Annotated in this window: 24 protein-coding genes; 10 read left to right on the top strand and 14 right to left on the bottom strand. The window is 65.3% G+C overall.

Annotated features, from left to right (window positions below; translation table 11 throughout):
- Positions 1–35: 35 nt before the first annotated feature.
- The 7 genes from HWV23_RS14455 to HWV23_RS14425 all read right to left on the bottom strand — a co-directional run bounded on the left by HWV23_RS14455 (position 36) and on the right by HWV23_RS14425 (position 6,064).
- Complete coding sequence (locus tag HWV23_RS14455; RefSeq protein WP_178291094.1) at positions 36–650, bottom strand: hypothetical protein; 615 nt, start codon at positions 648–650, stop codon at positions 36–38.
- An 85-nt stretch (positions 651–735) separates the two neighbouring features.
- Positions 736–1,338, bottom strand: coding sequence for a 2-phospho-L-lactate guanylyltransferase (cofC, locus tag HWV23_RS14450; RefSeq protein ID WP_178291093.1), 603 nt, complete (start codon positions 1,336–1,338; stop codon positions 736–738).
- On the bottom strand, positions 1,339–2,097 hold the full coding sequence (locus HWV23_RS14445) for a hypothetical protein (protein WP_178291092.1): 759 nt from the start codon (positions 2,095–2,097) through the stop codon (positions 1,339–1,341).
- Entirely contained in the window at positions 2,087–3,256 is a 1,170-nt protein-coding gene (locus HWV23_RS14440) for a tubulin/FtsZ family protein (RefSeq protein ID WP_178291091.1), read from the bottom strand. Before HWV23_RS14440 ends, HWV23_RS14445 begins: the two co-directional genes overlap by 11 nt.
- Before the next feature lie 127 nt (positions 3,257–3,383).
- Positions 3,384–4,412, bottom strand: a complete 1,029-nt coding sequence (locus tag HWV23_RS14435) for a complex I NDUFA9 subunit family protein (RefSeq protein WP_178291090.1) — start codon at positions 4,410–4,412, stop codon at positions 3,384–3,386.
- Positions 4,413–4,499: 87 nt separating this feature from the next.
- On the bottom strand, positions 4,500–5,132 hold the full coding sequence (rnhB, locus tag HWV23_RS14430; protein WP_178291089.1) for a ribonuclease HII: 633 nt from the start codon (positions 5,130–5,132) through the stop codon (positions 4,500–4,502).
- A 374-nt stretch (positions 5,133–5,506) separates the two neighbouring features.
- Positions 5,507–6,064: a response regulator gene (locus HWV23_RS14425; protein WP_178291088.1), complete on the bottom strand. Its 558-nt coding sequence runs from the start codon at positions 6,062–6,064 to the stop codon at positions 5,507–5,509.
- Positions 6,065–6,265: 201 nt separating this feature from the next.
- Here HWV23_RS14425 and HWV23_RS14420 point away from each other — a divergent pair, with 201 nt between their 5' ends.
- Positions 6,266–6,415 (top strand): hypothetical protein, encoded by a 150-nt coding sequence (locus HWV23_RS14420; protein WP_178291087.1) that lies wholly within the window; start codon positions 6,266–6,268, stop codon positions 6,413–6,415.
- A 6-nt stretch (positions 6,416–6,421) separates the two neighbouring features.
- Here HWV23_RS14420 and HWV23_RS14415 read toward each other — a convergent pair whose 3' ends face one another.
- On the bottom strand, positions 6,422–7,255 hold the full coding sequence (locus tag HWV23_RS14415) for an RNA ligase family protein (RefSeq protein WP_178291086.1): 834 nt from the start codon (positions 7,253–7,255) through the stop codon (positions 6,422–6,424).
- A 650-nt stretch (positions 7,256–7,905) separates the two neighbouring features.
- On the opposite strand from HWV23_RS14415, the gene HWV23_RS14410 reads away from it, so the two are divergent.
- Positions 7,906–8,658, top strand: coding sequence for an IclR family transcriptional regulator (locus HWV23_RS14410; protein WP_178291085.1), 753 nt, complete (start codon positions 7,906–7,908; stop codon positions 8,656–8,658).
- On the opposite strand, the gene HWV23_RS14405 is transcribed toward HWV23_RS14410, so the two are convergent.
- Positions 8,659–10,218, bottom strand: coding sequence for an acyl CoA:acetate/3-ketoacid CoA transferase (locus tag HWV23_RS14405; protein ID WP_178291084.1), 1,560 nt, complete (start codon positions 10,216–10,218; stop codon positions 8,659–8,661).
- 147 nt (positions 10,219–10,365) lie between these two features.
- On the opposite strand from HWV23_RS14405, the gene HWV23_RS14400 reads away from it, so the two are divergent.
- Complete coding sequence (locus HWV23_RS14400) at positions 10,366–11,490, top strand: acyl-CoA dehydrogenase family protein (protein WP_178291083.1); 1,125 nt, start codon at positions 10,366–10,368, stop codon at positions 11,488–11,490.
- A 9-nt stretch (positions 11,491–11,499) separates the two neighbouring features.
- Here the strand turns inward: HWV23_RS14400 and HWV23_RS14395 are convergent, their stop codons facing one another.
- Complete coding sequence (locus HWV23_RS14395) at positions 11,500–12,363, bottom strand: 3-hydroxyacyl-CoA dehydrogenase family protein (protein WP_178291082.1); 864 nt, start codon at positions 12,361–12,363, stop codon at positions 11,500–11,502.
- Positions 12,364–12,453: 90 nt separating this feature from the next.
- Here HWV23_RS14395 and HWV23_RS14390 point away from each other — a divergent pair, with 90 nt between their 5' ends.
- A complete protein-coding gene (locus HWV23_RS14390) occupies positions 12,454–12,774 on the top strand; it encodes an EthD family reductase (RefSeq protein WP_178291081.1) in 321 nt (106 codons plus the stop codon).
- 357 nt (positions 12,775–13,131) lie between these two features.
- Here HWV23_RS14390 and HWV23_RS14385 read toward each other — a convergent pair whose 3' ends face one another.
- The gene (locus HWV23_RS14385) at positions 13,132–13,431 is read right to left on the bottom strand and encodes a hypothetical protein (protein WP_178291080.1); all 300 of its coding nucleotides are present in this window, start codon (positions 13,429–13,431) and stop codon (positions 13,132–13,134) included.
- Between the two features lie 86 nt (positions 13,432–13,517).
- Complete coding sequence (locus HWV23_RS14380; protein ID WP_178291079.1) at positions 13,518–14,756, bottom strand: tRNA pseudouridine(54/55) synthase Pus10; 1,239 nt, start codon at positions 14,754–14,756, stop codon at positions 13,518–13,520.
- Between the two features lie 160 nt (positions 14,757–14,916).
- On the opposite strand from HWV23_RS14380, the gene HWV23_RS14375 reads away from it, so the two are divergent.
- The 5 genes from HWV23_RS14375 to HWV23_RS14355 are packed head-to-tail and all read left to right on the top strand — an operon-like array spanning position 14,917 to position 22,117.
- Positions 14,917–16,773 carry a DUF4129 domain-containing protein gene (locus tag HWV23_RS14375; protein WP_178291078.1) on the top strand — a complete coding sequence of 619 codons (1,857 nt, stop codon included), beginning with the start codon at positions 14,917–14,919 and terminating at the stop codon, positions 16,771–16,773.
- Complete coding sequence (locus HWV23_RS14370) at positions 16,770–17,411, top strand: DUF7269 family protein (RefSeq protein ID WP_178291077.1); 642 nt, start codon at positions 16,770–16,772, stop codon at positions 17,409–17,411. Before HWV23_RS14375 ends, HWV23_RS14370 begins: the two co-directional genes overlap by 4 nt.
- A complete protein-coding gene (locus HWV23_RS14365; protein ID WP_178291076.1) occupies positions 17,408–18,667 on the top strand; it encodes a DUF58 domain-containing protein in 1,260 nt (419 codons plus the stop codon). The genes HWV23_RS14370 and HWV23_RS14365 overlap by 4 nt, the downstream gene beginning before the upstream one ends.
- Complete coding sequence (locus HWV23_RS14360) at positions 18,664–20,256, top strand: DUF7519 family protein (RefSeq protein WP_178291075.1); 1,593 nt, start codon at positions 18,664–18,666, stop codon at positions 20,254–20,256. Before HWV23_RS14365 ends, HWV23_RS14360 begins: the two co-directional genes overlap by 4 nt.
- Positions 20,257–20,314: 58 nt before the next feature.
- The gene (locus HWV23_RS14355) at positions 20,315–22,117 is read left to right on the top strand and encodes a hybrid sensor histidine kinase/response regulator (protein ID WP_178291074.1); all 1,803 of its coding nucleotides are present in this window, start codon (positions 20,315–20,317) and stop codon (positions 22,115–22,117) included.
- A gap of 26 nt (positions 22,118–22,143) precedes the next feature.
- Here HWV23_RS14355 and HWV23_RS14350 read toward each other — a convergent pair whose 3' ends face one another.
- Entirely contained in the window at positions 22,144–22,557 is a 414-nt protein-coding gene (locus HWV23_RS14350) for a winged helix-turn-helix domain-containing protein (RefSeq protein WP_178291073.1), read from the bottom strand.
- 98 nt (positions 22,558–22,655) lie between these two features.
- On the opposite strand from HWV23_RS14350, the gene HWV23_RS14345 reads away from it, so the two are divergent.
- Positions 22,656–23,276: a DUF7509 family protein gene (locus HWV23_RS14345; protein WP_178291072.1), complete on the top strand. Its 621-nt coding sequence runs from the start codon at positions 22,656–22,658 to the stop codon at positions 23,274–23,276.
- A gap of 38 nt (positions 23,277–23,314) precedes the next feature.
- On the opposite strand, the gene HWV23_RS14340 is transcribed toward HWV23_RS14345, so the two are convergent.
- A complete protein-coding gene (locus HWV23_RS14340) occupies positions 23,315–24,268 on the bottom strand; it encodes an AAA family ATPase (RefSeq protein WP_178291071.1) in 954 nt (317 codons plus the stop codon).
- Positions 24,269–24,371 lie beyond the last annotated feature (103 nt).

Below are 24,371 nucleotides of genomic sequence, written 5' to 3'. Positions count from 1 at the left end.
CTGAACCCGCTCGTGGCTCAGGCGTCCCCGATGTATCAGGACGGGTTTCGTTCGTCGCTTACTCGCCATTCCGGCAGCGACCCGAATCGAACGAGGCCGAGCAGGAACACCACCGAGAGGAGCAGTCCGGCAACCGACTGCAGCCATGTGTGGGCGCCGGCGAGGGGCCGGGCGAACACCATCCCAACCGCGATGACGGCGACCGGCACGAACCGGACGTTCACGAACAGCAGGTAGCCCGCCGGCACTACCGCGTAGATGACGTGGCTCGAAACGTCCCAGATCGGCGTTATGAGGAGATGCGGAACGGTGACACCCACGAGAAGCAGCGAAAACGCCGGAACGAGGTCACCCCAGTCTCGGCGCCGCCAGACGAACCAGATCACCAGAATGCCGACACCCAATCCGGCACTTCCCGTGAAGTCCGTCCCCCATTCCGGGAGTCCCCCAACCACCAGTGGCACGCCTTGGTAGATGGCGAACGCAACGGCCCATCCGAGACCGAGCACCCCGAGGCGAAGACCGAGCCCCGGGAGTGAACGCTCCGACTCGGTTCGCCATTCGTAGCTGATGACGAGCAGACTACAGAGGAGGACGAAGAACTCGGGGGCGAACACCGCAGAATACGTCCGTGCGAGGTCGGTCAGCATGCAGCCTACCGCGCGTACGTCTCCCTTGTGGCGGTTTCGGTTCGTCGCGACACACGTTTAGACCGACATCGGGAACGTCAACGGATCAGTCCCGACGGACGAGCGTCCGGCCGTGACCCGAGTCGAGTTCGAAGCCGGCGGTTTCGAGCCACCGTCGGGCCCGACCCTCTCCATGGAGGAGCACCTCGGCGAGGTCCCGTTGCTGGTCGATATCCACCGCGAGTCGGAAGGAATCGACCGTCGCCGTCGCGGCACCGATATCCGTGGCGATACGGCGGTGGTCCTCGACGGAGGTACCGTGGTAGTCCACGCGAAAGTCGGGATGGCGGACCGCCAACGCGTTCGTGCCGCCGCCGAGGCCCGGCGCGATGGCGACGTCGGCCGTCGTCTCGAAGAGCCGCCCGACGGCCTCGGATGTCGCCAACGCGAGGTCGGCCATCACGACTGCCGTCGGCGGGTCGAGGCGGGCGTTGACGGCCTCGGTGAGCGGCCGGTCATCGACGACCGCTGGATACGGACAGTCGACGTCGGCGGTCGAAAGTACGGTCGGGTCGCCGCCGGCGTCGCTGACGGCATCACAGACGTCGAGAAGCATCGCGCGAGAGAAGTCGTCCCGTTCGGCCGCCGAAAGCGTGTCGGCGAGTCGGGTTTTCGGCTCGCGGGCCGCGAACGGAACGAGGGTCTCCATCTACTGGAGCCGGCTCGGGGCCTGCTGGCGGGACTTGTAGAGGTAGTAGGCGCCGCCGAGCAGCAGCAGGACGACGACCGCGGCCGCCCCGTAGAGCAGGAAGTTCCGTCGGGTCGTGGTTTCGGTCGCCTCGTTTTCGGCGCGGTCAGCGAGGCTGATGGCGTTCTCGAAGTTGCCGGCCTCGTAGGCGGAGATGGCGCTCTGGAGCGTCTGCTGGGCCTCGTCGCTGCCGGACCCGTTGACGACCTCGCTGGCGTTGTCGATGGCGTTTCGGGCTTCCTTGCTGTCCGGCGTGTAGTGGTGGGCGCTGTGAGAGGCAATCGCCTGCTGGGTACCGCCCTCACGGACCTGCGTGAAGTTCGCGACCGCGAAGCGCTCTTCGGGGTCGTAGGTCAGGTTGCCGATTTCGGGCGTCGTGCCCGTCACGCGGACCTCGACGCGGCTGGTGCCGTCGTCGATGCTGATGTCCTCGTTGAACGTCTGGCCGTCCGCGGAGGTCTGGCCGATCTGGTTGCCGGCCTGGTCGTACTGCACGACGGTCCAGGTGACGTTGGTGAGTTCGGTCTCACCGCGGAGCGTCCACTGTTCGAACTCGTCGAACAGGTTCGTCAGCTCGAAGGTTGCCTCGTAATCGGTGCCGACTTCGGACTCTTCGGGAAGCTCCTGGGGGGCGCTCTCGACGGCCGCCGCTGAGCCAACGGCCAGCGACGAAACGAGCAACCCGGCGACGAGGAGCGACAGTAGCTTGCTACTCTTCATCGTCGCCGTATTCGATAAGGTTCTCTAAGTCCTCTTTGCTTTCGGCCTGGAGCTGTTCGACGTTCTCCTCGGCCTCGATGGCCAGCCGCTGCATTTCCTTGACGCGGGGCACCTCCGTCACGCCCGAGAGGACGACGATGGCGGCGACCCGGTCCTCGTTCGGCAGGGGATAGTCCCCTGCCCGGACCTCCATGCAGCCGGTCTTTTGCTCGAGCCATTTCCGCGCCTTGTCTATGCCCTTGCGGTTGAGAGCGTCCGGGGGGCCAGAGACGAGGAGCAGCGCGCGCTCGGTACTGTCCACCTCGCATTGGAGCGTGAGTTTGCCGAGCGTCGCCCGACGAACCAGCGACGTGATTCGGTTGGTTGCGTCGCCGGAACTTTCGAGGCCGTTATCGTCGTTACCGCCGCGAAGTCGACCGAGAAGTCCCTTTTCTTCGGTTTCAATCTCCTCGCTGGCGTAGCCGACACTGGAGATGCCCTCCTCGCCGAGCGTGTTGATAATCTCGGAGGCGTCGACGACGCTTTCGGCCACGTCGTCGCCGAGGGCCTCGACCTCACCCGCGGAGAACAGCGCGCCGAACCGGGTGACGATCTGGGAGTTGATTTCGCTGTAGCCCTCGCCGAGGCTCTCGCCGCCGGTCTTGAAGGCGTCGTTGTCGAAGCCGAGCAGGTTGTCGACGTTCTTGACGAACTCCTGGAAGGAGCGTGCAGCGTTGCGGTTGTAGATGCCACCTTCGTCGCGAGCGGGAAGCACGCCGAGACCGTAGACGGGTTCGACGTAGAGTCGCTGGAGATGTTCCGCGAGAACGGGTGCGCCACCGCTTCCGGTCCCGCCGCCCAGACCGGCGACGATGAGGAACGCGTCGATCTCGCTGCTGGTCATCTGGTCGATGGCGCTCTGGATTTCCTCCATGTCCTCCCGCGCGCATCGCTCGCCGAGTTCCGGTTCGGTCCCCGCGCCGTGGCCCTTGACCACGGATTGCCCGATGAGAACGCGGTTCTCGTTGGGGACGTAATCCAGACCCATCAGGTCCGCCTTCGCCGTGTTTACCGCGACGGCGTGCCCGATAATCCCGGTGCCGCGAGTAGAGTCGTATTCGAGAAACCGGTCGGTTATTTTCCCGCCGGCTTGCCCGAAGCCGATCATTGCGAGTTTCATACGTTACTTGTCCGGATAGCGTACTACGGGAAGGATAAGCTTTCGGCCCAAATCGAGGCGTAATCGCCTCTCATCCCCGGATTGTCTGACACACGTCAGCGAGTATCAAAGGCGACTCGGATGCGGTCTAAGCGGCCCCGACACCGAGGTATTCGGCGACCGTCATGAGTTCGTCCTCGCTCACTCCGAAGGCAGTCACGTCGTTGTCCGCGACCGTGTTATCGAACTTGAGCGAGCGGAACTGGTCGGACCCCATCCGAGGGAGGCCGGGAATGGCATCGAGGACGGACTCAGGCACGTAATCCAGCGACTTGAGGCCGAGCCCCGCGAGCGGCATCGGAATCGAAACGATATCGACGGGCTTGTCGTCGGCCCCGTGGGCCAGTGTCGCCACCTCCGCAAGCGTCAGCACCTCGGGACCACCGACCTCGTAAACCTCGCCGACATGGGGGTCCGTCCCTTCGTCCTCGTCGTCGCCGACCGTTCGAATCGCGGGCGTCAGTTCCTCATCGAGTTCGGCTTCGGACGTCTCCTCCGGCTCGTCGTCCGTCTCCTGTGCTTTGCCGACGGTCGCGTCGGCGAGCATCGGCACGAGGTCGCCGACCCAGATGGGCTGGAACCGCGTCTTGCCGCCGCCCGGCAGCGGCGTCAGGTAGGGCGTCGCCAGTTGCTTGGTATAGGAGATGAACTCCCCGCCGTCGCCGAAGACGACGGAGGGCCGGAAGACGACCCAATCGAGTGAGGACTCACGGACGATGCCCTCCGCGAGGCCCTTCGATTTGATGTAGGCCGTATTGCCGTCGGGGTCGGCACCGAGGGCGCTCATCTGAACGATTTTCTCGACGCCGTGGTCCTCGGCGGCCCGGACGACGTGGTCGGTACCATCCCGGTGGACGCGGAAGTGCATCTCGTTGCCGCCGCTCGGCCGGAACAGCGGCGACAGCGCCACCAGATTGACGACGGCGTCCTGGCCCTCGAAGGCCGCCTCGATGGACTCGTAGGCCGTCACGTCGCCCATCACCGTCTCGATGCCCTTGGGGAGGTCCGCCTCCTTGGGGTTCCGCGCCAGCGCCGTCACCTCGTGTCCCCGGCCGTCGAGTTCGCGACACAGTTTCTCACCGATGAAGCCCGTACCGCCCACGACAAGGATTCGCATATAAACTACGTACTCGTGGAACCCTGATAAAGCATCGTGGCGAGGCAACGAGCGCGGGCTTCCCGGCTTCGACGTCCGACTCCTCGTTTAAAAGTCGTCGAGGCCGGACTGCTCCGCTGCTGCCAGCACGTCCTCACAGGTCGACCACGACGCACGCGCACACGAGGGCAACTCCCCGTTGGCGTCGACGTAACCCGCGAGAAAGCCGCGAGTCGTCGGGTCGCTCGGATAGCCGCTGCCCACGTCGCCGAACTCCGTTTGCAAGTCGGCAACGTGGGCCTCGCGGGCGCTCTTGGCGACGATGCTGGCGGCGCCGACCAGTTCGTCCGCTGCGTCGGCGCCGTGTTCGGCGGTCACCGTCGCGTCGACTGCGAGGCGACTCTCGACCCGTTCGGCGAAACGGTCGGCATCGACATCGCCGGCATCACAGACGCCCATGTCGCCGGCACGGACGACGCCCGACAGCGCCTCCGCGTGGGCGGCGACGGTCAACTCGTTCATGTTGCCCGCGTCGATACGGGCCGGCGTGATTTCGGCGATGCCGACGTCGATGCGGTCGTCCTCGCGAATCCGCTCGGCCAGCGACTCGCGTTTGGCGTCGGACAACCGCTTCGAGTCGTCGATGCCGTCCGGAAGCGCCGCCCGCGGTGCCCGAACGGCTGCAGCGAACATCGACCCCAGAGCGGGCCCCTTCCCCGCCTCGTCGACGCCGAATTCCATAGCGACGGCTGAGGAGCGATACTCGAAAAGCGTTGCGCTACCACTTTTTGCACGCTCCGGCGGTTCGGCGCGCAAGGCGCCGAACCCGCCTCCGCGGCAAAAACATGGGGAAAATATGCGCGCGTACTCTTTCCGCGCCCTCCGGGCGCGTCATTCCGTGCGCGCTACGGCGACTCGCTTCGCTCGTCGCCGGGTGGTTCGAAAGGCGCTTCGCGCCTTTCGTCATGCCAAAAGAGCGCGTCGCGCTCTTTTGAGCAAACCGCCTTGGGGGCGCTTTTCAAGCGCCCCGCTCGGCGGATGCTGAAAGGGAGGCCCAATCAATAAGCAGTCCTCAGCGGACAGTTCACATCAAGTCTCGTCGAGAGCAGATTTAACTATTTAAGCGAGGACAGCGCCGTCTGGAAGTTCTCGTCGTCGAACTGCTCAGCGAGGTCGGAGGTCTCGTCGCGGAGTTTCTCGATGCGAGCCAGCAGGTACTGGTATTGGGGGTCCTCGGCCAGTTCCTCGGGGTCGTGCTGGTTTTCGAGGGCGATTTGCTTCGAGAGGGCGGCGAAGAGTTTGCGCACGTTGTCGTCGTAGACCCGGCGGTGCAGGAGGTGGTCGACGAGTTCGAAGATGTCGTCCTCGCGAATCGGCTTGGTGATGTAGGCGTCGAAACCCATATCGACGACGTCGACGTCGGGTTCGACGGCGGTCACCATCGCGACCTGACACTCGGGGTCACGGTCGCGGATAAGCGAGAGGACGGCGTCACCGTCCATGCCCGGGAGTTGGCGGTCCAGCAGGACGATTTCGACGTCCTCGTCGAACTTTTCCATGGCCTCCGAGCCGTCGTGAGCGACTCGCACCGGATATTTCTCCGAGAGCCAGCCGCTGTACAGGTCCGCGAGGTCGGGCTCGTCCTCAACGACGAGAATGACGTCTTGACTCATATGATGGGGTCAGCTGTGATTCGTGTGGGAACACGGGGCGTCGATGATAATAAATTCCCGGTTGAAATGGGGAGAAACACACTGGGTTTCAGGACATCAGCGTTCAGCAGCAACCGGCCACCGGAACCACGACCCCGTCCGAGGCAGATTTGGGTCGGAATTCGGGAAACGCCTTATATCACCCTCCCCGGAGCCACGAGTATGTCGAGCGGAAGCAATGCCGAGAGGCACGCGCCGTCGGACCTCGAATCCTGCATCATCGATGACGGCGGGTTCGTCATTTACGACCCCGCCGACGAGGACGCCTGGCTGCGGTCGGACGTCCGCCTCGAAGCGAGCGAGTGCTGTTGAAGGGCCTCAGGAATAGCCCAGATACGCCCGTGCCCGCGCCGCGACGGCCGACCGGAGGCCGTCCATGTCGATACTCGCCGGTCCCTGAACGAGCGGGCGGTACTGCTCGCGGACGATGGCTTCGAAGACCCGGTCGGCGAGCGCATCGACGGTGACCGCCTCGTCGCGCTGCTGGAGGCGCCGTTCGACCGCCGCGAATCGCCGGTCGGTCGCCAGTTTCGCGGCGACTTCCTCCGCGCTCCCCTCGACCACTTCGGACGCCGACGGGTCGAGACCGGGTGCTCGTATCTCGGCCCGTTCGCCGCGTTTGTTCCGGACGGCGACGCCGGCAGCAGGGCCGTCATACCACGCCGACTCGGGAATCGTGTACGAATCGGAGTCGAAATCCCGCGCGGGCAGTTCGCGCTCGAAGGCGTTCACGGCATCGAGGCCGAGGCGTTCGAGGGCGTTCTCGACGGTATCGAAGGTGAGATACCGCTCGTCGCTCGCGGACCAGATATCGCTGCCGAGAAATGACGGAAGCCGCGCCCAGTCGTAGTCGATGTTCCGGCGGTAGGTCGCTGTCCCGAAGAAGACGAAGTCCTCGACGTTTTCGGCGGCGTTTCGGAGGGCTTCCCGGTCGAGGCGCTCGCGAACGTGGCGGACCGTGTGATGGTACTGGACCGGAATCTCGTCGGGATGAAAGACCCGGTTCTCGTCGCCGAAGCGGATGAGGCCCGATTCCTGAACCTGAAACTGAAACGAGGCGCCGTCGACGTATTCGAGGAGCCACAGGTGCCCCGTGTCGGTGAGTTCGTCGGGCGCCTCCGCAAGCGGCGGTGTCGGCGGTGGGACTTTCATACCGGTTCTCGGGAGAGTACGACGGCGGGACCGTAAGCCTGCCGCCGACAGGTTCGAGGTGCGTGTAAAGAAACATCGGTGCCTAAGAAGCCATTCTGCAACTATTATCGCATATGTACATAGGCGTAAGGCGTTGATATGAGTTTACGTCTAACCATTAATCAGTTGGTTGATAAACACTAGTGGTCGTGTGAACCCACGGCGAGTCGCGTCTGTCACGGGGTTCGAATCCTCGGTAGGCAGTGAGGTCCGCATAACAAATTTAACTTTGTTATCTATCTATCTATCTATCCCACCTGTACTGGCTAACACGGTCTCGGGCGACACATCGGTGTTTCGAGTTTCTCGAACCGAATCGAGGTCGCTGTCGGATACTAGCGGCCGGATACGAGACGAGTTCCGGTCGTGAATCCCCGGATACGCTATCCGGCATGGTCGAATCCAACCACTTCGAGATTCCGTTCGTACCGCGCGACGAACCGTTTGTGAGTGGGTATTCTCACAATCGACGGACCAGTTTGAGGAAGGTTATCGGTCGGAGAACCCGGTTTGACTGATTACTAACTTCTTGGCCACCCGGCGAGCTCCCGAATATGTTTTCGATAATCTCGAAAGTGCTTTCAATCAGTAAGGATATCATGTTGGTAACAATGACCAGCGGCTCACGACGGACGGTTGATCGTGCGTTCGAAATCATCGACGTGTTGGCCGAGGAGGGCGGCCTCCGAGGGTCGGCAGTCGCCGACGAACTCGACATGCCCGTAAGCACCACCCACGACTATCTGCAGGCGCTACTCGCGACGGGGTACGTGACGAAAACCGACAACGTGTATCGGACGTCGACGCGATTCCTCGAAGTCGGACAACAGCAGCGACACCGCATGAACGTGTTCACCGCAGCACAGGACGAACTCGAGACGGTGGCCGACGAGACCGGCGAACACGTCACCCTGATGATCGAGGAGAACGGCCAAGGCGTTCTCATCGCGATTAACGAGGGAGAAGACGCCGTGAGCCTCTTTGCGTATCCCGGCGCCCGAATGCCCCTGCACGCGACAGCACCGGGCAAGGCCATCCTCGCGTACCTGCCCGAAGCGCGGGTCGAAGAGGTGCTCGACGAACACGGCCTCGTCGCGGTTACGAACCGGACGATTACCGAACGCGAGGTGCTTTTCGACCAACTCGAAACCGTCCGAGAACGGGGCTATGCGGTCGACGACGGCGAGCGCATCGCGGGGATGGTCTGTATCGCCGCACCGGTGCTGGACAAATCCGATAACGTGCAGGCGGCCATCTGCGTGTGCGGGCCGCGCAGTCGTATCGACGAACAGCGGCGAGCGGAAATAGCGGAGGTCGTCCGCCGGTCGGCGAACGTAGTGCAGGTGAACCTGGACTACGCCTGATCAGTCGACGTATTCGGTCAGATCCATCGGCTCCTCGCGGAACAGTCCGGGGTGCATCTCCGCGAGGTCGTCGGCGACGGCCGGTTCGAACGCCATCTTGTCGATGACGTCGGCCTCCACGTCGACGCCCGGGGCGACCTCGGTCAACACCACCCCGTCGCTGGAGAGTTCGAAGACGGCCCGCTCGGTGACGTAGACGATGGGCTGGTCCGTCTCGACAGCGTACTCGCCGCTGAAGGTGATCTGTTCGACCTCGTCGACGAACTTCGTGCCCTCGCCTTCGGAGACGATATCGAGGGTGCCGTCGCCGACGTCGACCTCCAGTCCGCCCGTGGTGAGGGTTCCGCAGAAGACGACCTTCTCGGCGTTCTGCGTGATGTTGATGAAGCCGCCACAGCCCGGCAGTTGCGAACCGAAGCGGCTCACGTTGATGTTGCCATCGGCGTCGATTTGAGCCATCCCGAGATAGCCGATATCGAGGCCGCCGCCGTCGTAGAAGTCGAACTGCTCTGGTGAGGTGACCAGTGCCTCGTGGTTGATGGCCGTCCCGAAACTGATGCCGCCGGAGGGCGACCCGCCGATGGGGCCCGCCTCGACGGTCTGGGTGATTTCGTCGCTGATACCCCCTTCGTTCGCGACGGCCGGAATCGTCTCCGGCACGCCGACGCCGAGGTTCACGACGGCGTCCGGGACCAGTTCCATCGCCGCCCGGCGCGCGATGACTTTCCGCTCGGTGAGCGGCGTCTGACCGTCGCCGTCGTCTTGCGGAACCCTGATTTCGCCGCTGAAGGCGCCGCTGTAATCCTCGCCGTAGGTCTGCTTGTGGTCGGCGGCCGGCGCCTCAACGACCTTGTCGACGACGACGCCCGGAACGTCGACCTCACGAGCGCTCAGCGACCCCGCCTCGGTAACCCGTTCGACCTGTGCGATGACCGTCCCGCCGGCGTTGTGGGCGGCCTGCGCGGTCGCCAGCATGTTCGAGGTGAGCGCCTCGCGTTCCATCGAGATGTTGCCGTTCTCGTCGGCGGTCGTTCCACGGATGATGGCGACGTCGAGGGACTGTGCGTGGTAGAACAGGTACTCCTCCCCGTCGACGGTGATGACCTCGACGATGTCCTCGGTGGTCTCGTCGTTGGCCTTGGCGCCGTCCTGACGCGGGTCGACGAAGGTCCGCAGGCCGACCGTGGTGATGGTCCCGGGTTTGCCCGCGGCCGTATCACGGAGCAGGTGGTCCATCGCACCGAACGGGAGGTTGTACGCCTCGACGTCGCCCGCGACGATTTTCTCCATCAGGTCCGGGACGAAGCCCCAGTGGCTGCCGATAACCCGCTCTATCATCCCGTCCTGGACGAGGTGGGAGATGCCGTTCCCCTGCCGGTCGCCCTCGGCGGCCGGGTGATAGAGCGTCAGGTTGCCGGGCGCGCCCGACTCGGCGTACCGCTCGCCCAGTCCCTGCAGCACGTACTCCGGAATGCCGACGGCGACGAAGCCCCCGATACCGACGGTATCTCCGTCTTCGATACACTGTACCGCCTCGTCGACGGGTTCTACGAGTACCATGTCGTTCGAACGTCGGTAGCCCCCCGACAAACCTTTTGCTACTCGGGATAGCCGTCGTGAATCACCCGCGAGCGCCGCGTTGCTCCCGCGAGTCCCGGCTTAGCAGTACCGTATTCTTTAGGTCCCCCCGGTACGAAGCCCCTGTCGATGGACCTCACCAGCGAACAGCAGATGATTCGAGAGACGGTACGGGAGTTCGTCGACAACGAAGTCGCCGAGAACGTCGACGAAGCCGACGAAGCCCAGGAGTTCCCCGAAGAGATCTGGGACGGCCTCGCCGACCTCGACCTGACGGGGCTGACCGTGCCCGAAAAGTACGGTGGCTTCGACGCCGACGAGGTCACCTACAGCATCGTCAACGAGGAACTGGCTCGCGGCCACCTGGCCGTTGCGACGGCGCTGTCCGTCCACGGGCTGGCGACGTCGTGTATCCGCCAGTTCGGGACCCAGGAACAGCAGGACGAGTGGCTCTCGGAGATGGTCGATGGCCGCCCAGTCGGTGCCTTCGCGCTCTCGGAGCCACACGCCGGGTCGAACCCCGCCGAGATGACGACCGAAGCCCGCAAGGAGGGCGACGAGTACGTCATCAACGGCAAGAAACAGTGGATTACCAACGGCGAGCGCGCGGGCGTCGTCATCCTCTTCGCCAAGACCGACCGCGACGACCCGAACACGGTCACGCAGTTCCTCGTCCCCAAGGACGTCGACGGGCTGGAGGTCGGCAAGAAGGAGGACAAACTCGGCCTGCGGGCCAGCGACACGACGACACTCATCTTCGATGACGTGCGCATCCCCGCCGAGAACCGCCTGACCGAGGTCGGCGACGGTCTCAAGGCCGCCTTCTCCATTCTGACCGGCGGCCGCATCGCCATCGCCAGCCAGGCCGTCGGCGTAGCACAGGCCGCCCTCGACGACGCCGTCGACTACGCCAACGACCGCGAGCAGTTCGACAAGCCTATCATCGAACATCAGGCCATCGCGCACAAACTCGCCGACATGCAGACCGACGTGCAGGCCGCGCGCCTGCTGACGCGCGATGCCGCCCGCAAGAACGAGGGCGACGTCCACCCCAAATCGGCGAGCATGGCGAAGTACTTCGCCAGCGAGACGGCCGTCGACGTGGCCAACGAGGCCGTGCAGGTCCACGGCGGCTACGGCTACACCAAGGACTTCGACGTCGAACGCTACTACCGCGACGCCAAAATCACGACCATCTACGAGGGGACCTCCGAGATTCAAAAGAAGGTCATCGCGCGACACCTCAAGGAGTAGACCTCCCGTTCAGTCGTACTCGTAGAAGCCTTTGCCCGTCTTTTTCCCGAGGTCGCCGGCTTCGACTTTCCGCTTGAGAAGGTACGCGGGCTTGTAGCGGTCGCCCAACTCCTCGTGGAGCGTCTCGGTGGCGTGGAGACAGACGTCCAGCCCGATATGGTCGGCCAGCGTCAGCGGCCCCATCGGCACGTTCGTCCCCAGCGTCATCCCCTTGTCGAGGTCCTCCTTGGAGGCGACACCCTCGTCGTAGGCCCGAATCCCCTCGTTGATCCACGGCATCAGCACGCGGTTGGTGACGAACCCCGGCTTGTCGTCGGACTCCCAGGTCTCCTTGTCGAGGTCCTCCGAGAAGTCGTGTGCGAGCGCGACCACGTCGTCGTCGGTCTTCTCGCCGACGACGATTTCGACGCCCTTCATGACCGGAACCGGGTTCATGAAGTGGATGCCGACGACCTGTTCGGGGCGGTCGGTCGCCGCGGCGATGGTCGTAATCGACAGCGTCGAGGTGTTGGTCGCCAACACCGCGTCGTCGGTGGTCACCTCATCGAGGTCCGCGAAGATGTCCTGCTTGATGTCGACGTCCTCGACGGCTGCCTCGATGACGAGGTCACAGTCGGCGAGGTCCGCGAGGTCCGTCGTGCCGTCGATGCGGTCCTTGGCCGCCTCAGCCCCCTCGGCGGTCAGTTCGTCGCTGTCGACCAGACTATCGAGGCTGGCATCGATGGTCTCGAAGCCGTCCTCGACGAACGATTGTTCGATGTCACGCATTACGACGTCGTACCCCGCCGTCGCGGCGACCTGTGCGATACCACTACCCATCGTGCCCGCGCCGACGACCCCGACGCGGTCGATTGACTCTAGCTGGAGCGCCATCACCGCCGAATCGGCACACGAGGAACCTAAGTGTGCCGGAACGGAGCGGCAACCGATAGAACGAAGTTCGCCACCCGACCACCGATAGTCATGCGGAAACTTGTCAATCTCCTCGTCCGACAGGACGGACTGAGCCACGAGGCGTTCGTGGACTACTGGTTGAACGAGCACGCGCCGCTGGCGGAGGACCTCCCCGGCGTCGAACGGTACGCCACGTCGGTGCCCGCCGACCCCGAGAAGGCGGCTTACGACGGAATCGCGGAACTGTATCTCGCCGCGGAGACGACCGTTGGCGACGTGTTCGGAAGCGATGCCGGCCAACGGGTCCAAGCGGATACGGAGAACTTCGTCGATGGCGACGCAGGCGAAATTCTCGTCGTCGACGAGACGGTACAGTTCGGTAGCGACTGAAGGCGACCACACCACGCGAGGTATCACCAGCACGCATTGCTGGCGTAGAGATGACGCCGGTCGGGGACCACCCGACCGGTTCGTCGCCTTCGTACGGCCATAGGGGGTTTGGACCAATAACCCATGCGTCTTTTAAGAGCAACTCCATGTGTACACAACCGTTTTAGGTTGTGATAGAAGGCTTTGATTACACAGGGTCGAGTCATTCGAAACCCCAGTCAGTCGGTCGAACCGAATTGCACACCTCTGCTGGCAGAGATGACAATCATATAGCGCATCGTGGACTATGCCGACCGTAGCTCTACGCGTGGCTAACGGATAAATGACGAGCCAGCAACCGACGGCCGTTTCGGGGACTCAGATAAGCTCAGCGGGCGAACTGGTCTGTCGTTTTTCCGGCGTATCCTCTCGGCCCGCCGGAACCCAGACGACGGTCGGCGGTTCATCCGCCTCGCTGGGTTCGACGTCGACGATTTCGACCTCCTTGCCCGTCTTGAGGACTCGACACAGGTCCCCGATTTCGAGGTCCCGCTCGTCCCGCAGGTAGTCGAGGGCCTGCTCGCGCTTTCGCTGTTCTTCCTTGACCGGGCAGTCGTGTCGCATTCGCATCTCCGAGAGCGTCTCGAACTCCGCCCCGCAGGCATCGCAGGTGTGCATACTCCTACTCTCGGGGCGAGGGGTAAATCTCTGCGGTTGCGCCGGTACGGCGAACCCGAACCGATGGCCGTGAAAACGGAAATCCGCTACTCGCCCGAAACCGGCTCGCCGTCCCGCTCCACCCGATACTCGTCGGTGAGGAACTGTTCGTCGACGCCCTGAACCGAAATCACGTCGAGGGCCGAAACTTCCGCGTCGACGCCCAACTCGCCGGCGAGGCTGGGTTCGGTGCGTCCCTCGTCGCTGCTGACGAGTTCCTTGATGTAGAGGCCGCCCTCGCCGTGAACGTCGACGGTTGCGGTGTACTCGTCCTCAAGTTCGCCCTCGATGGAGAGCACCTGTCGCTCGCGGACGAGGTCCGCGCGCCGATGGTCGACGCGATGGGGCGTCCGCTGGTCGATGGTCGCGCCGTCAAGCGCTTCCAGCGCCGCCTCGAAGTCGGCCTCGGAGACGGGGTCGTGGAAGTCGACGGTCGCGCGATACGTCTTCGAGGCGTCGAGTTCCTTGACCCGCTCAACCATGTCGTAGCGGGCGAAGGCGAGGTTCTCGACTTCGACCTTGCCGCCGGTGCCGCCGTTGACCTCGGCTTCGAGTTCGTCGAGGTCGGCATCCCGGCGTCGCGGTTCCTTGACCTCCAGCACGAACGGCCGTCCGGTTCCCAGCATGAGGGCGTCGACGTCCTCGCGGCCGGCGCCGTGGAAGACGGCTTCGGTGCCGCGGAAGGCACTCAGGAAGGGCGGGGCGACCAGTTCCTCGACGCTCTCGTCGAACTTCTCCCACTCCGTCTGAGGGATGTCGCGTTCGAGCTTCCGGTAGCGGCCGTAGATGGCGATGGAGTTGCGCTGGACGTCGATCGTGTCGTCTTCGAGGTCGACGGTGAACTGGACGTCGGGGCGCTCGAAGTCGACTTCGGCATCGAGATTCGCGCCGACGCGGCGGCCCACCTCGCGGTTGACCTCGGTTTTGAGTTGCTCGCCGACGTCCTCTTCGAGACCTGCATCGAGACGGAGCAGGCGGTCGTTTTCCTCGACCAGCGGCGGGACGCGAGTGCCGACCTGATAGGTGTACAGTTCGGTCTCGCCGAGCGCCTCGACGACGCGGTCGGCGAGTTCGTCGAAGCGCTCGCAGATACCTTCACAGACCCAGCATTCCTCATCGCGTTCCTCGAACGGTTCGTCGTCCTCTAGGGCGGCGGTCGTCCGGAGCGCACGGCCCCGTTCGGCGTTCGTCAGGCCGAAACTGCGGTCGGCGAACGGGCGGCCGAGACAGGAATCGCAGAGCGGCCCCGTCGCCAGCAACTCGCGGGCGTCGTCGATGACGGTCATTATCTCTCCTCGCAGGTGCGTGGCCTTCGGTCTTCCGTTCCCCGAAAACGACCCGACGGCACCCACGTCAGGCGGGCGCTGGGATATTAGGGCCCGATTCTTCGGAAAGACGTAAGGGGGACCGGTTGGCAATCCGGGACATGCATCGGGGGTCGGGCGGATGAGTGGCCGAGAGCCGTTTCGTGCGCTGGTGACCGTACTGGCCGTCGTCGCGCTGGTCTTCGCCGCGGGGCTGTTGCCCGCCTTCGGCGGCGCGGCGCCAGCAAGCCAAATCGCCGCCGAGTTACCCGGCAGTGGCGGCGGCGATATGCCGAGCCAACAACCGCAGCAGCAACCGGCCCCACAACAGCAGGGCTCCGGGTCGGGATCGGGAATCAGTCTCTCCGGTGGCCCCGGGTTCGACCTCTCGGGACTCGAAGGCTGGCGACCGCCATCGAACGGCGGCCTACTCAACGGCCTGCTCGACCTGTTTTCCTTCATGGGAGGCGGCAGCGGCGGCCAGACCGCCCCGACCGGCGACGGCAGCGACCCGAGCCAACAGCAGCAAAGCGGGTCCGGAAGCGACTCGGACCAGCAGACCGCCACCGACGGCGAGGGCGGCCAGCAGTCGGATCCGACCGATTCCGAACGGTGCCGACCCGCCAACGACCCCTACGTCATCTGTTTCGGCGAGCAACTCGTCCCCGGTACGACCACGACGCTGCTCGTGTTGGACGACAACGGCGACCCGGTTTCGGGCGTCGGCGTCCGCGTCAACGGCGAACCCGCGGGCACGACCAACGCGGAGGGTCTCGTCGAAGTCGAAGTGCCCTACGCCGAGCAAATGGTTGTGAGCGTGGAATCGAGCAACGTCGCCGCGACGGGCGCGTACTACTCGGTCAGCGCCGCTCAGGACGGCGCCTCGATGTCGGTCGAGTCCGAGGTGACAATCGAGTTCGCCTCGGACCCCGGACCCGGCGAGGAGGTGTCGCTCCGTGCAACCGTCTCCGACCGGCCGCTTCCCGACGCCACCGTGCTAATCGACGGCGAGGAACGGACCCGGACCAACGACGACGGCGTCGCGACGGTGACGATGCCGACGGCGACCGAGACGCAGGTGGCGGTGACCCGCGGCGACCTCGAAGGCCAGCGGAGCCTCACGCTCGCGGCCCCACGTATCGCGCTCGAAGGGTCGGGACCGCTCGGCATCGCGCTTCCCGGACAGGCGGCGACGGTCGTCGTGACCGAATCCGGCGACCCGGTCGCCGATGCCGAGGTGCGTCTCGGCGGCGAGTCGATCGGGACGACCGACGACCAAGGGCGAGTGAACGCGACGCTGCCGACCGCGCCGACCGCGGCGCTCGGAGCGACGTTCCCCTCCGGTATCACCCACGAGCGGACGGCCTACATCGGGCTGATTCCCGGCGTGCTCGGCGTGCTCGGGTTATTCATTATCGCCGGCCTCGCGCTCATCGCCCGACGCTCGAACGCCAGAGGCCCGCGGGAACTCGGGTCGGCTATCGTGGCGACGGCCCAGGGAATCGCCCGCGGCGTCGTCGACCGCGTGGTCGGCCTCGCGGCGACCGTCGAGGCGATTGGGGCCGCCCTGCGGGACGCGCTGGAATCCCTCTGGAACGCCCTGCACTCGAAGGACCCCATCGGAGCACTTCAGGCCCTCTTGGACCGGTTCCGAGCGCGCGTTCGGAACGCCGGGACCAACACCGTCGAACGCGTCACGGCCATCGCCAGTCGCGGTTCCGGCGACGGCGAGACGACGCCGGCCGCCACCGACGACGGCCCGCCCATCGTCGAACGCGCGTGGTGGTCGCTGGTGTCGCTGGTCGGCCTCCGGCGCGTCAGCAGACGAACTCCCGGTGACGTCGCCCGAGAGGCTAAGGCGGCCGGCCTTCCCGACGGCCCGGTCGACCGCCTCACTGAGGCGTTCCGCGCGGTGAAATACGGCGGCCGCGACCCCAAGAAATACGCCGACGAAGCAAGTGAGGCCGAAGCCGAACTCGACGGAGGTGACGCCGAATGACCGGAGTGAGCCGGTTCCGAATCGGCGTCATCGCGGTCAGCCTGCTCGCACTCGCCGGCGCGGGCGTGGCCGTCTTCGCGCCCGGGATGGTGCCGTCGCCGGTCATCGCCGCGGTCACGAGTCCGTCGCCGGGCGTCCTCATCGCGATGCTAGCGGCCTTCGGCGGCCTCCTGTGGCTGGTCTCGCTTCAGGGGCGGACGCCCTACTCGGACGCGCCGATGGTTCCGCGTCGGGAACCGACCCCCGACGCACCGCGACTCGGCGCTGCGGTCGATGCGACCCTCGAACGGGCGACCGACCTCGATGCCGCCCGTGGCCGGCGCGTCTCGACCCGCGAGGACCTCCGCGAAACGCTGTTCGACCTCGCGGTCGACACCTACGCGGGCGCGGCCGCCTGCTCCCCGGAGATGGCCGAGCGAGCGGTCGAGACGGGCGCCTGGACCGACGACCGGCGAGCGGCCGCGACCCTGAGCGACGACGAGGGGCCGGACCTGCCGCTGTGGCTCTGGCTCATCGACCTCTTCCGCGGCGAATCGGCCTTCCGCCGGCGCGTCCGTCACACGCTGAGCGCCATCGACGAACTGAGTCGTGCCGACCCCGGGACCGTTGAGGCGCTCGCCGAGGAGGGAGACACATGATGCGCTGGCGTGCGGCCGGCGTGGCTGCACTCGGCGCCGGCACGCTTGGCCTGCTGTTCGGGAACCCACTCTTCCTCGTCGTCGCGACGGTACCGACGGTCTACGCGGTGTACGGCTTCCTGAGCGGCGTTCCCTCGCCGGGGTTGGCCGTCGAGCGGTCAGTCGAACCCGAGGCCCCGGAACCGGGCGAGGCGGTGACCGTCCGCCTGACCGTCGAGAACGTCGGCGACTCGCCGCTGCCGGACATCCGGGTCGCTGATGACCCGCCGCCGGTACCCGTCGATGGGTCAACGGAGGCCGCCAGCGCCCTCCGATCCGGCGAGTCGCTGATCGTCGAGTACGAACTCTCCCTACCCCGCGGCACCCACGAGTTCGGCGACCCGACGCTGACCGTCCGTGGCGTGGCCGGCCGGGCCGGTGAGAAGACCGTCCACGACGTCGACGGCGCGACCGAAATCACCTGCTGGACGCTCTTGGACGAGGTGCCGCTTCGGGACCGGACCATCCACTTCGTCGGCCGGACGCCGACTGACACCGGCGGCAGCGGCGTCGAGTTCTTCAGTACCCGCGAGTACCAGCGCGGCGATCCCGTCAACCGCATCAACTGGCGGCGCTTCGCCCGCACCGGCGAGTTGACCACCGTCGACATGCGCGTCGAGCGGGCGATAACCGTCGTTTTCGTCATCGACGACCGCGCAGGCGCTCAGCGGTCCTGGCCCGGTTACGGCCCCGACACGCTGGATTTGACGACCTACGCGGTCTCGCGGGCGCTGCCCTCACTGCTCGAATCGAACCACCGCGTCGGCGTCGCCGCCTGCAGCGGCCTCGCGTCGGATGACCTCGCGAGCTACACCGAACCCGGACGCGACGCGGCGACCCGGTCGGCAGCCGACGAGACCATCGACTACGCGCAGGCCGACGGCGGCAGCGTCTCGGCGGAACGGGCGATTCGCGCCCTTCGGGAGCGCCTGCCCGCGAACGCACAGGTCGTCTGCTGTACGCCGCTGACCGATGGCTTCGCCGAGGACCTCGTCGAGGAACTGGAAGCCGGCTCCCATGGTGTGACGATACTCTCGCCGGACCTGACGACCGCGGGCGGGGACCCCTCCCTCGGCGCGGCAACCGAGGCGCTCCAACGGCGGGCACGCGCCGACCGCCTGCAACGGCGCGGCGTCCCCGTCGTCGACTGGTCGCTGTCCGAGCCGCTTGCGCTGACGCTTTCCCGTGTCTTCGAAACGTGGGGTGAGACGCGATGAGTTCGTCCACCACTTCGCCGCTGGTCGATACCGGACGACCGACGCTCCGCCAGCGCGTGGCCGACGTCATCGCCGATGCTCGCCATCGCCTGACTGCGCCGCGACTCAGCGACGCCGTCGCCGCCGGGGTCGCGCTGGTGGCTACCGCGCTGGTCGCCAGCCTCGTCCTCGGGCGGACGGCCTTCGTCGGCCTCGCGGGTGGCGTGGCCGTCGCCGTCTCGCTGTACCTGCTCAACAGCGACCGAACGCCTGTCCGCTTCCTCGGCGGTATCGCGGTCTTCGTCGCGGGACTGGCGTGTGCGCTCACGCTGGAGGCGGCCTTCCGGGCGCTCCAGACGTCGCCGGTCGCCGCCCTCGTCACGCTGGTGGTGACGGGCGCGACCGTCGCCGTCGGCGTCGCCGCACCGCTTGCTGCAACCCGCTCACCGGACCGCGGCCGGTTCCTCGTCGCGACAAAGCGGTCCTTTCTCGCCCTGCTTGGTGCGGCCGCCTTGCTCGCGGTCTTCATCTCGCCGGACATCAGCCTGCTGACGACGGCGGTGGACCTCGCGGTCGGCGCCATCGAAGCGATTCTCGGCCATCTGCTCGGGTCACCGCCGACGTTCACCGTCCTGACCGCGCCCTTCGTCGTCCTCGCGGCGACGCTGTCGGTGCTGTGGGCGGTTCGGGTCGTCCCCATCGACACGCTGGTGCCGCCCTCCTCGCGAGACGCCGTCGTCGACGCGCTGGACGGGGCCGAACGGGGGCTCGGCTACCTCTTTTTGGCCTGTATCGTCTGGATTATCGGCGTCGTCGGCGCCGTCGCCTCATTCGGAACCGCGCAATTCGGGCAACTCATCGTTGCCGCGCCGCCGAACGTCTCGCAGGTGCTCGTCCTCCTGTCGCTGTCGCCCGGCATCCGCCTCGCGCTACTCGGCCTCACGGCGGTCGCACTCGGCAGCGGCCTCGTGACGCGAACGATACAGCGGATCCGCCGGATGAACGCCCAGTGGCTCGCCCGCGCGCTCGCGCCGGCCCTCGGCGGGGCGGCGATTACCGCCGCCCTCGGCTGGTATCTGTCGGCAGGCGACGGCCTGGCGACCTTCCGCCGCGGTCTCCGGGCCGTGAACAACCCCGTCGCCGAGTTCCTCGCGACGCTCGGGCCATACCGCCTTGCCGTCGCGCTGCTTTTGGCCTGCGGCGTCATCGCGCTCGTGACGCTGTTCGGCTTCTCCGTGCTGACGGTACTCGTCTTGCCGAACCGGCTCACCGGCCCGGCGCTGGCTGCCTTCGGCGTGTTCACCTGCGCGCTCGTGGCCGCGCTCATCGGGGCAGCCCTGCCCGCCTTGGTCGGCGCCGTCGCGGCCGTCGTCGTCTGGGACACCAACACCTTCGGCCGGGAACTCCGCGACCAGTTGCCGTCGGGGCCGTCGAGCGCGCGGACGGAACTGGTCCACCTCGCCGGCAGCCTCGCGGTCGGCGCGGTCGCAATCGGCGTGGCCGTCCTCGTCGCCGGCTCGGTCGGGTCGGTGGCCGCACCGACGTCGACGGGTCTTATCGCGCTCGTACTCGCGGCCGGCGCCGGCCTGACGCTACTCAGCGTCTCGTAGCGTCTCGGCACCGAATTCGGCCTTGGAGTTTATACCGCAGTATCCGTTATGCGGAGGTATGGCACGCCCCATTCGGGTCCTGCACGTCGACGACGACTCGGCGTTCGGGGACCTGGTCTCGGACGCCCTCGAACGCGAGGGCGACCGGATATCGGTCGTCACCGAGACGAGCGCCGAGGCCGCGCTGGGGCGTATCGAAACCGACACGCCGGACTGTATCGTCAGCGACTACGAGATGCCGCGGACCGACGGCATCGAATTCCTCGAATCCGTCCGCGACAAATACCCCGACCTCCCCTTCATCCTTTTTACCGGGAAGGGCAGCGAGGAGGTTGCCAGCGAGGCGATTTCGGCCGGCGCGACCGACTACCTCCAGAAGGGCACCGGCAGCAACCAGTACGAACTGCTCGCCAACCGGGTTCGCAACGCGGTCGGCCAGCACCGCTCGCGGAAACGACTGGAACGGGAACGTTCCCGGATGAAGTTCGCCCTGGAATCCGCCAACGCCGCCATCTGGACCCGCGACATCGAGACCGACGCGATGGAGATTCACCCGAACGTCTGTCCGGTGTTCGACGCCCCCATCGAATCCTTCGACGACTTCCTCACGGAGGTCCATCCGGCCGACCGCGATGCCGCCGAGGAGACGGTCCGGTCGGCCGCGGCGGCCGGCGAATCCTACTCCATCCAGTTTCGCTTCCCGGGCGACGACGGCACCCGCTGGGGCGAGATGAACGGCCGGACCATCCACGAGGACGGCGACCCGATTTTCCAGACCGGTATCACGCGCGACATTACGCCCCAGAAGGAGCGGAAGCGCCGCTTCGAGACCCTGACCAGCAACCTGCCGGGGATGGTCTATCGCTGCCGCAACGAACCGAACTGGCCGATGGAGGACGTCCGCGGCGACGTCGCTTCCTTTACCGGCTACACCGCCGCCGAACTGGAGTCCGGAGAAGTCCGATGGGGCGAGGATGTCCTCCACCCCGGCGACCGCGAGTGGATCTGGAAAGACGTCCAGTCGTCGCTGGAGGAACGCGGTTCGTTCGAAGTCACCTATCGGATTCGAACTCGTGAAGGCGAGACGCGGTGGGCCTGGGAACGCGGTCGGGGCATCTACGGTCCCGACGGCGACCTGGAGGCCCTCGAAGGGTTCATCACCGAGATTACCGACCAGAAGGAGCGGGAGCGTCGCCTTGAACGCCAGAACGAGCGGTTCGACGAACTGGCGAGCGTCGTCTCCCACGACCTTCGAACGCCGCTTGCGACCGCCCGCGGTCGGCTCGATATGGCGGCCGACACCGGCGAGATGTCCCATATCGAGGCAGCACAGTCGGCGTTGGACCGCCTTGACGACCTCCGGGAGGACCTCGCCGAGATGCTCCGAACGGGCGAAGTCGTCGGCGAAACCGAACCAGTCGACGTAGCGGCAGTCGCCGAGGAGGCATGGGAGCGGGTCAACGCGCCCGAGGGAACACGGCTTGAGACGGTCGATTCGCCCGAAGTCGAGGGCGACCCGGATGCCGTGCGCCGACTCCTGCAGAACCTGCTTTCGAACGCCGTCGAGCATAGCACCACGGACGCCGCTTCGCAGGGTCAGAAGGATACCGTCGGACGTGGCAACGCCGGAACAAAGATTCGAATCGGCGCCCTTGACGACGGCTTTTACGTCGAAGACGACGGTCCCGGCATCCCGCCCGAGGACCGCGAAAACGTCTTCACGCCCGGCTTTTCGACCAAGCCCGGCGGCACCGGCATGGGGATGGCGAGCGTCGCCGGCGTCGTCGACGCCCACGGCTGGAGCATCGAGATTGTGGATGCCGAAGAACTCGGCGGCGCCCGGTTCGAGATTCGGGAGTGAGTAGATACACTCCGCTGAGATGATTTCTATTCTTTAGTTGAACTGTTATACATCTCTTCGAACGCCTGTTCGCCGCGGATTAACTCATCGACACCGTCTGTGAGTGTCACCTCGCCGAATACGGTCGCCCGATAGTACGTGTACAGACCATCTTGGCCCCGTTCCGTTCGCTGTCGCTTTTCAACGAGGCCGACATCGACGAGCTCGTTGAGGTGGTAGTGGAGTGTGCTATCGTCGATTTCGATTTCGTCTTCGAGTTCTTTCGGACTCATCTCTCCACTATGGACGAGGCGATAGAGGATCTCGTAACGGGTTCGGTGGCCGACCGCGGCATGCATCGCGAGGTACTCGTCCAGACTAAGAACACTCTCCTCGGGAAGCAGGTCTTCCGGGTCATCCGGAGGTTCCCCACCGAGAGGCCGAGTTTGATCGGTAGCCATCGTGTATAAATCGAGGAGTCGTGGATCCTTAGTCGTTGTCAAGCCAATATTTCTCAAAAACACCGTTTTTTAAATACCATAGCCGAGTACCGAGAGTTATGACTGTAGAGATTACACGCGATGTGATCACCAGCCGCCTTGGGGACGTAACGTATGACCGTTTCCTCTTCTACCTAATGGGGCCATATAAATCGTTCAACCTCAATTACGTACTCAGCGAAGAGGAACGCAACGAGATAGAGATCGACGACCTCCCTGGGCCGTTACGCCGACTATTTCGGAACAAAGACGACATCAACGCCGCACAGGCGCTCCTGCGGCGGGTGCAAGGAGAACTCCGAACCAACCCCGGCGTGAATGCGTTTCTCGCACTCGATATCGACATCGAAACCGACGACGTGGATGCCGTAACACAAAGTATCGAGTACGCGCAGTGTAGTAATGCAACTGCATTCGTCGTTCCCTTTCTCGGCCACAATTTCGGCGTGGGTGAAGAGGCAGGTAGCATCCTCGAAAATATCGCAGACACACATGGCGAACGGCTGATTTTCATGCATGAAGACGACGTGACTAGTGCGATGATTCGATCTGCATCAGTTCGATGGGATTTGCGGGTCGAAACCTACGAGACCGAGGCCGAACTCGTCGCCAAGCTTCGGCGGTTCGCGGGCGGTATCATGCATCGTGAACGGCGTGGGGAACTCCAGCATCTGGACTGATACGGTATCGGCCACCGCGGCGAACCGTTGCCATGACGTTACTCGTCCATCTCCGGGACGGCGACCCGGTCGAGGACGTCCTCGATGATCTCCGATTTCTCGGTATCCCGAACTTGTGCCTCTCCCGTCAGGACGAGCCGGTGGGCCAACACAGGCTGGACGACAGCCTGTACGTCGTCGGGGGCGACGAACGAGCGCCCCGAAAGCACCGCTCGCGCACGGGAGGCCTCGAAGAAACGCTGGACGCCACGTGGGGAGACGCCGACATCGACCCGACTGTCCTGCCGCGTCTCGCGACCGAGGTCGACGATGTACTCCCGAACGTTCTGCTGGACGTCGACAGTTTCGGGGACGGCCTGAAAGTCCACGACAGTCTCGCGGTCGACCATCGCCTCGGCGACGGGGGCCTTGGCGGTTCGGTCGGCACGCCGATTGATGAGTTCGAGTTCGCCGTCGCGGTCCGGATACCCCATCGACGTCTTGACCGTGAAGCGGTCGACCTGCGCTTCGGGCAACTGGAAGGTCCCCTCCTGTTCGACGGGATTCTGCGTGGCGAGGACGAAGAACGGCGACGGCAACTCGTGGGTTTCGCCATCGACGGTGACCTGTTCTTCCTCCATCGCTTCGAGCAGCGCGGCCTGGGTTTTCGGCGGCGCGCGGTTGATTTCGTCCGCGAGCACGACGTTGGCGAAGATGGGGCCCTCCGAGAACTCGAACTCTCGGTCCTTCTCGTTGAAGACGTGTGTTCCGGTGATGTCCGCCGGCAGAAGGTCCGGCGTGAACTGGATGCGATTGAACTCCAGTCCGAGCGCGGTCGACAGCGTTCGCGCGGTCAGCGTCTTGCCGGTCCCCGGCACGTCCTCCAGCAGCGCGTGGCCGTCGGCCAGCACTGCCGTCAGCACGGTTTCGAAGAAGTTGCGGTCCCCGATGACGGTTCGTTCGACCTCGTCGAGAACCTCCCCACACACCTGCGATGCTTCCGCGTGATCCATATTCCAGAGGGGTGGAGGGAGATACAAATAGCTACGCCTCGGGGCGGCGGTCGATAATCGTCAAGCGTCCCACCGCCTGCCGATACTTTGATTCGGCGGCAGG

Origin of the sequence: Natronomonas halophila, assembly GCF_013391085.1 — an archaeon.
Taxonomy (GTDB): Archaea; Halobacteriota; Halobacteria; order Halobacteriales; family Haloarculaceae; genus Natronomonas; species Natronomonas halophila.
This window is presented reverse-complemented; position numbering and strand designations above follow the sequence as displayed.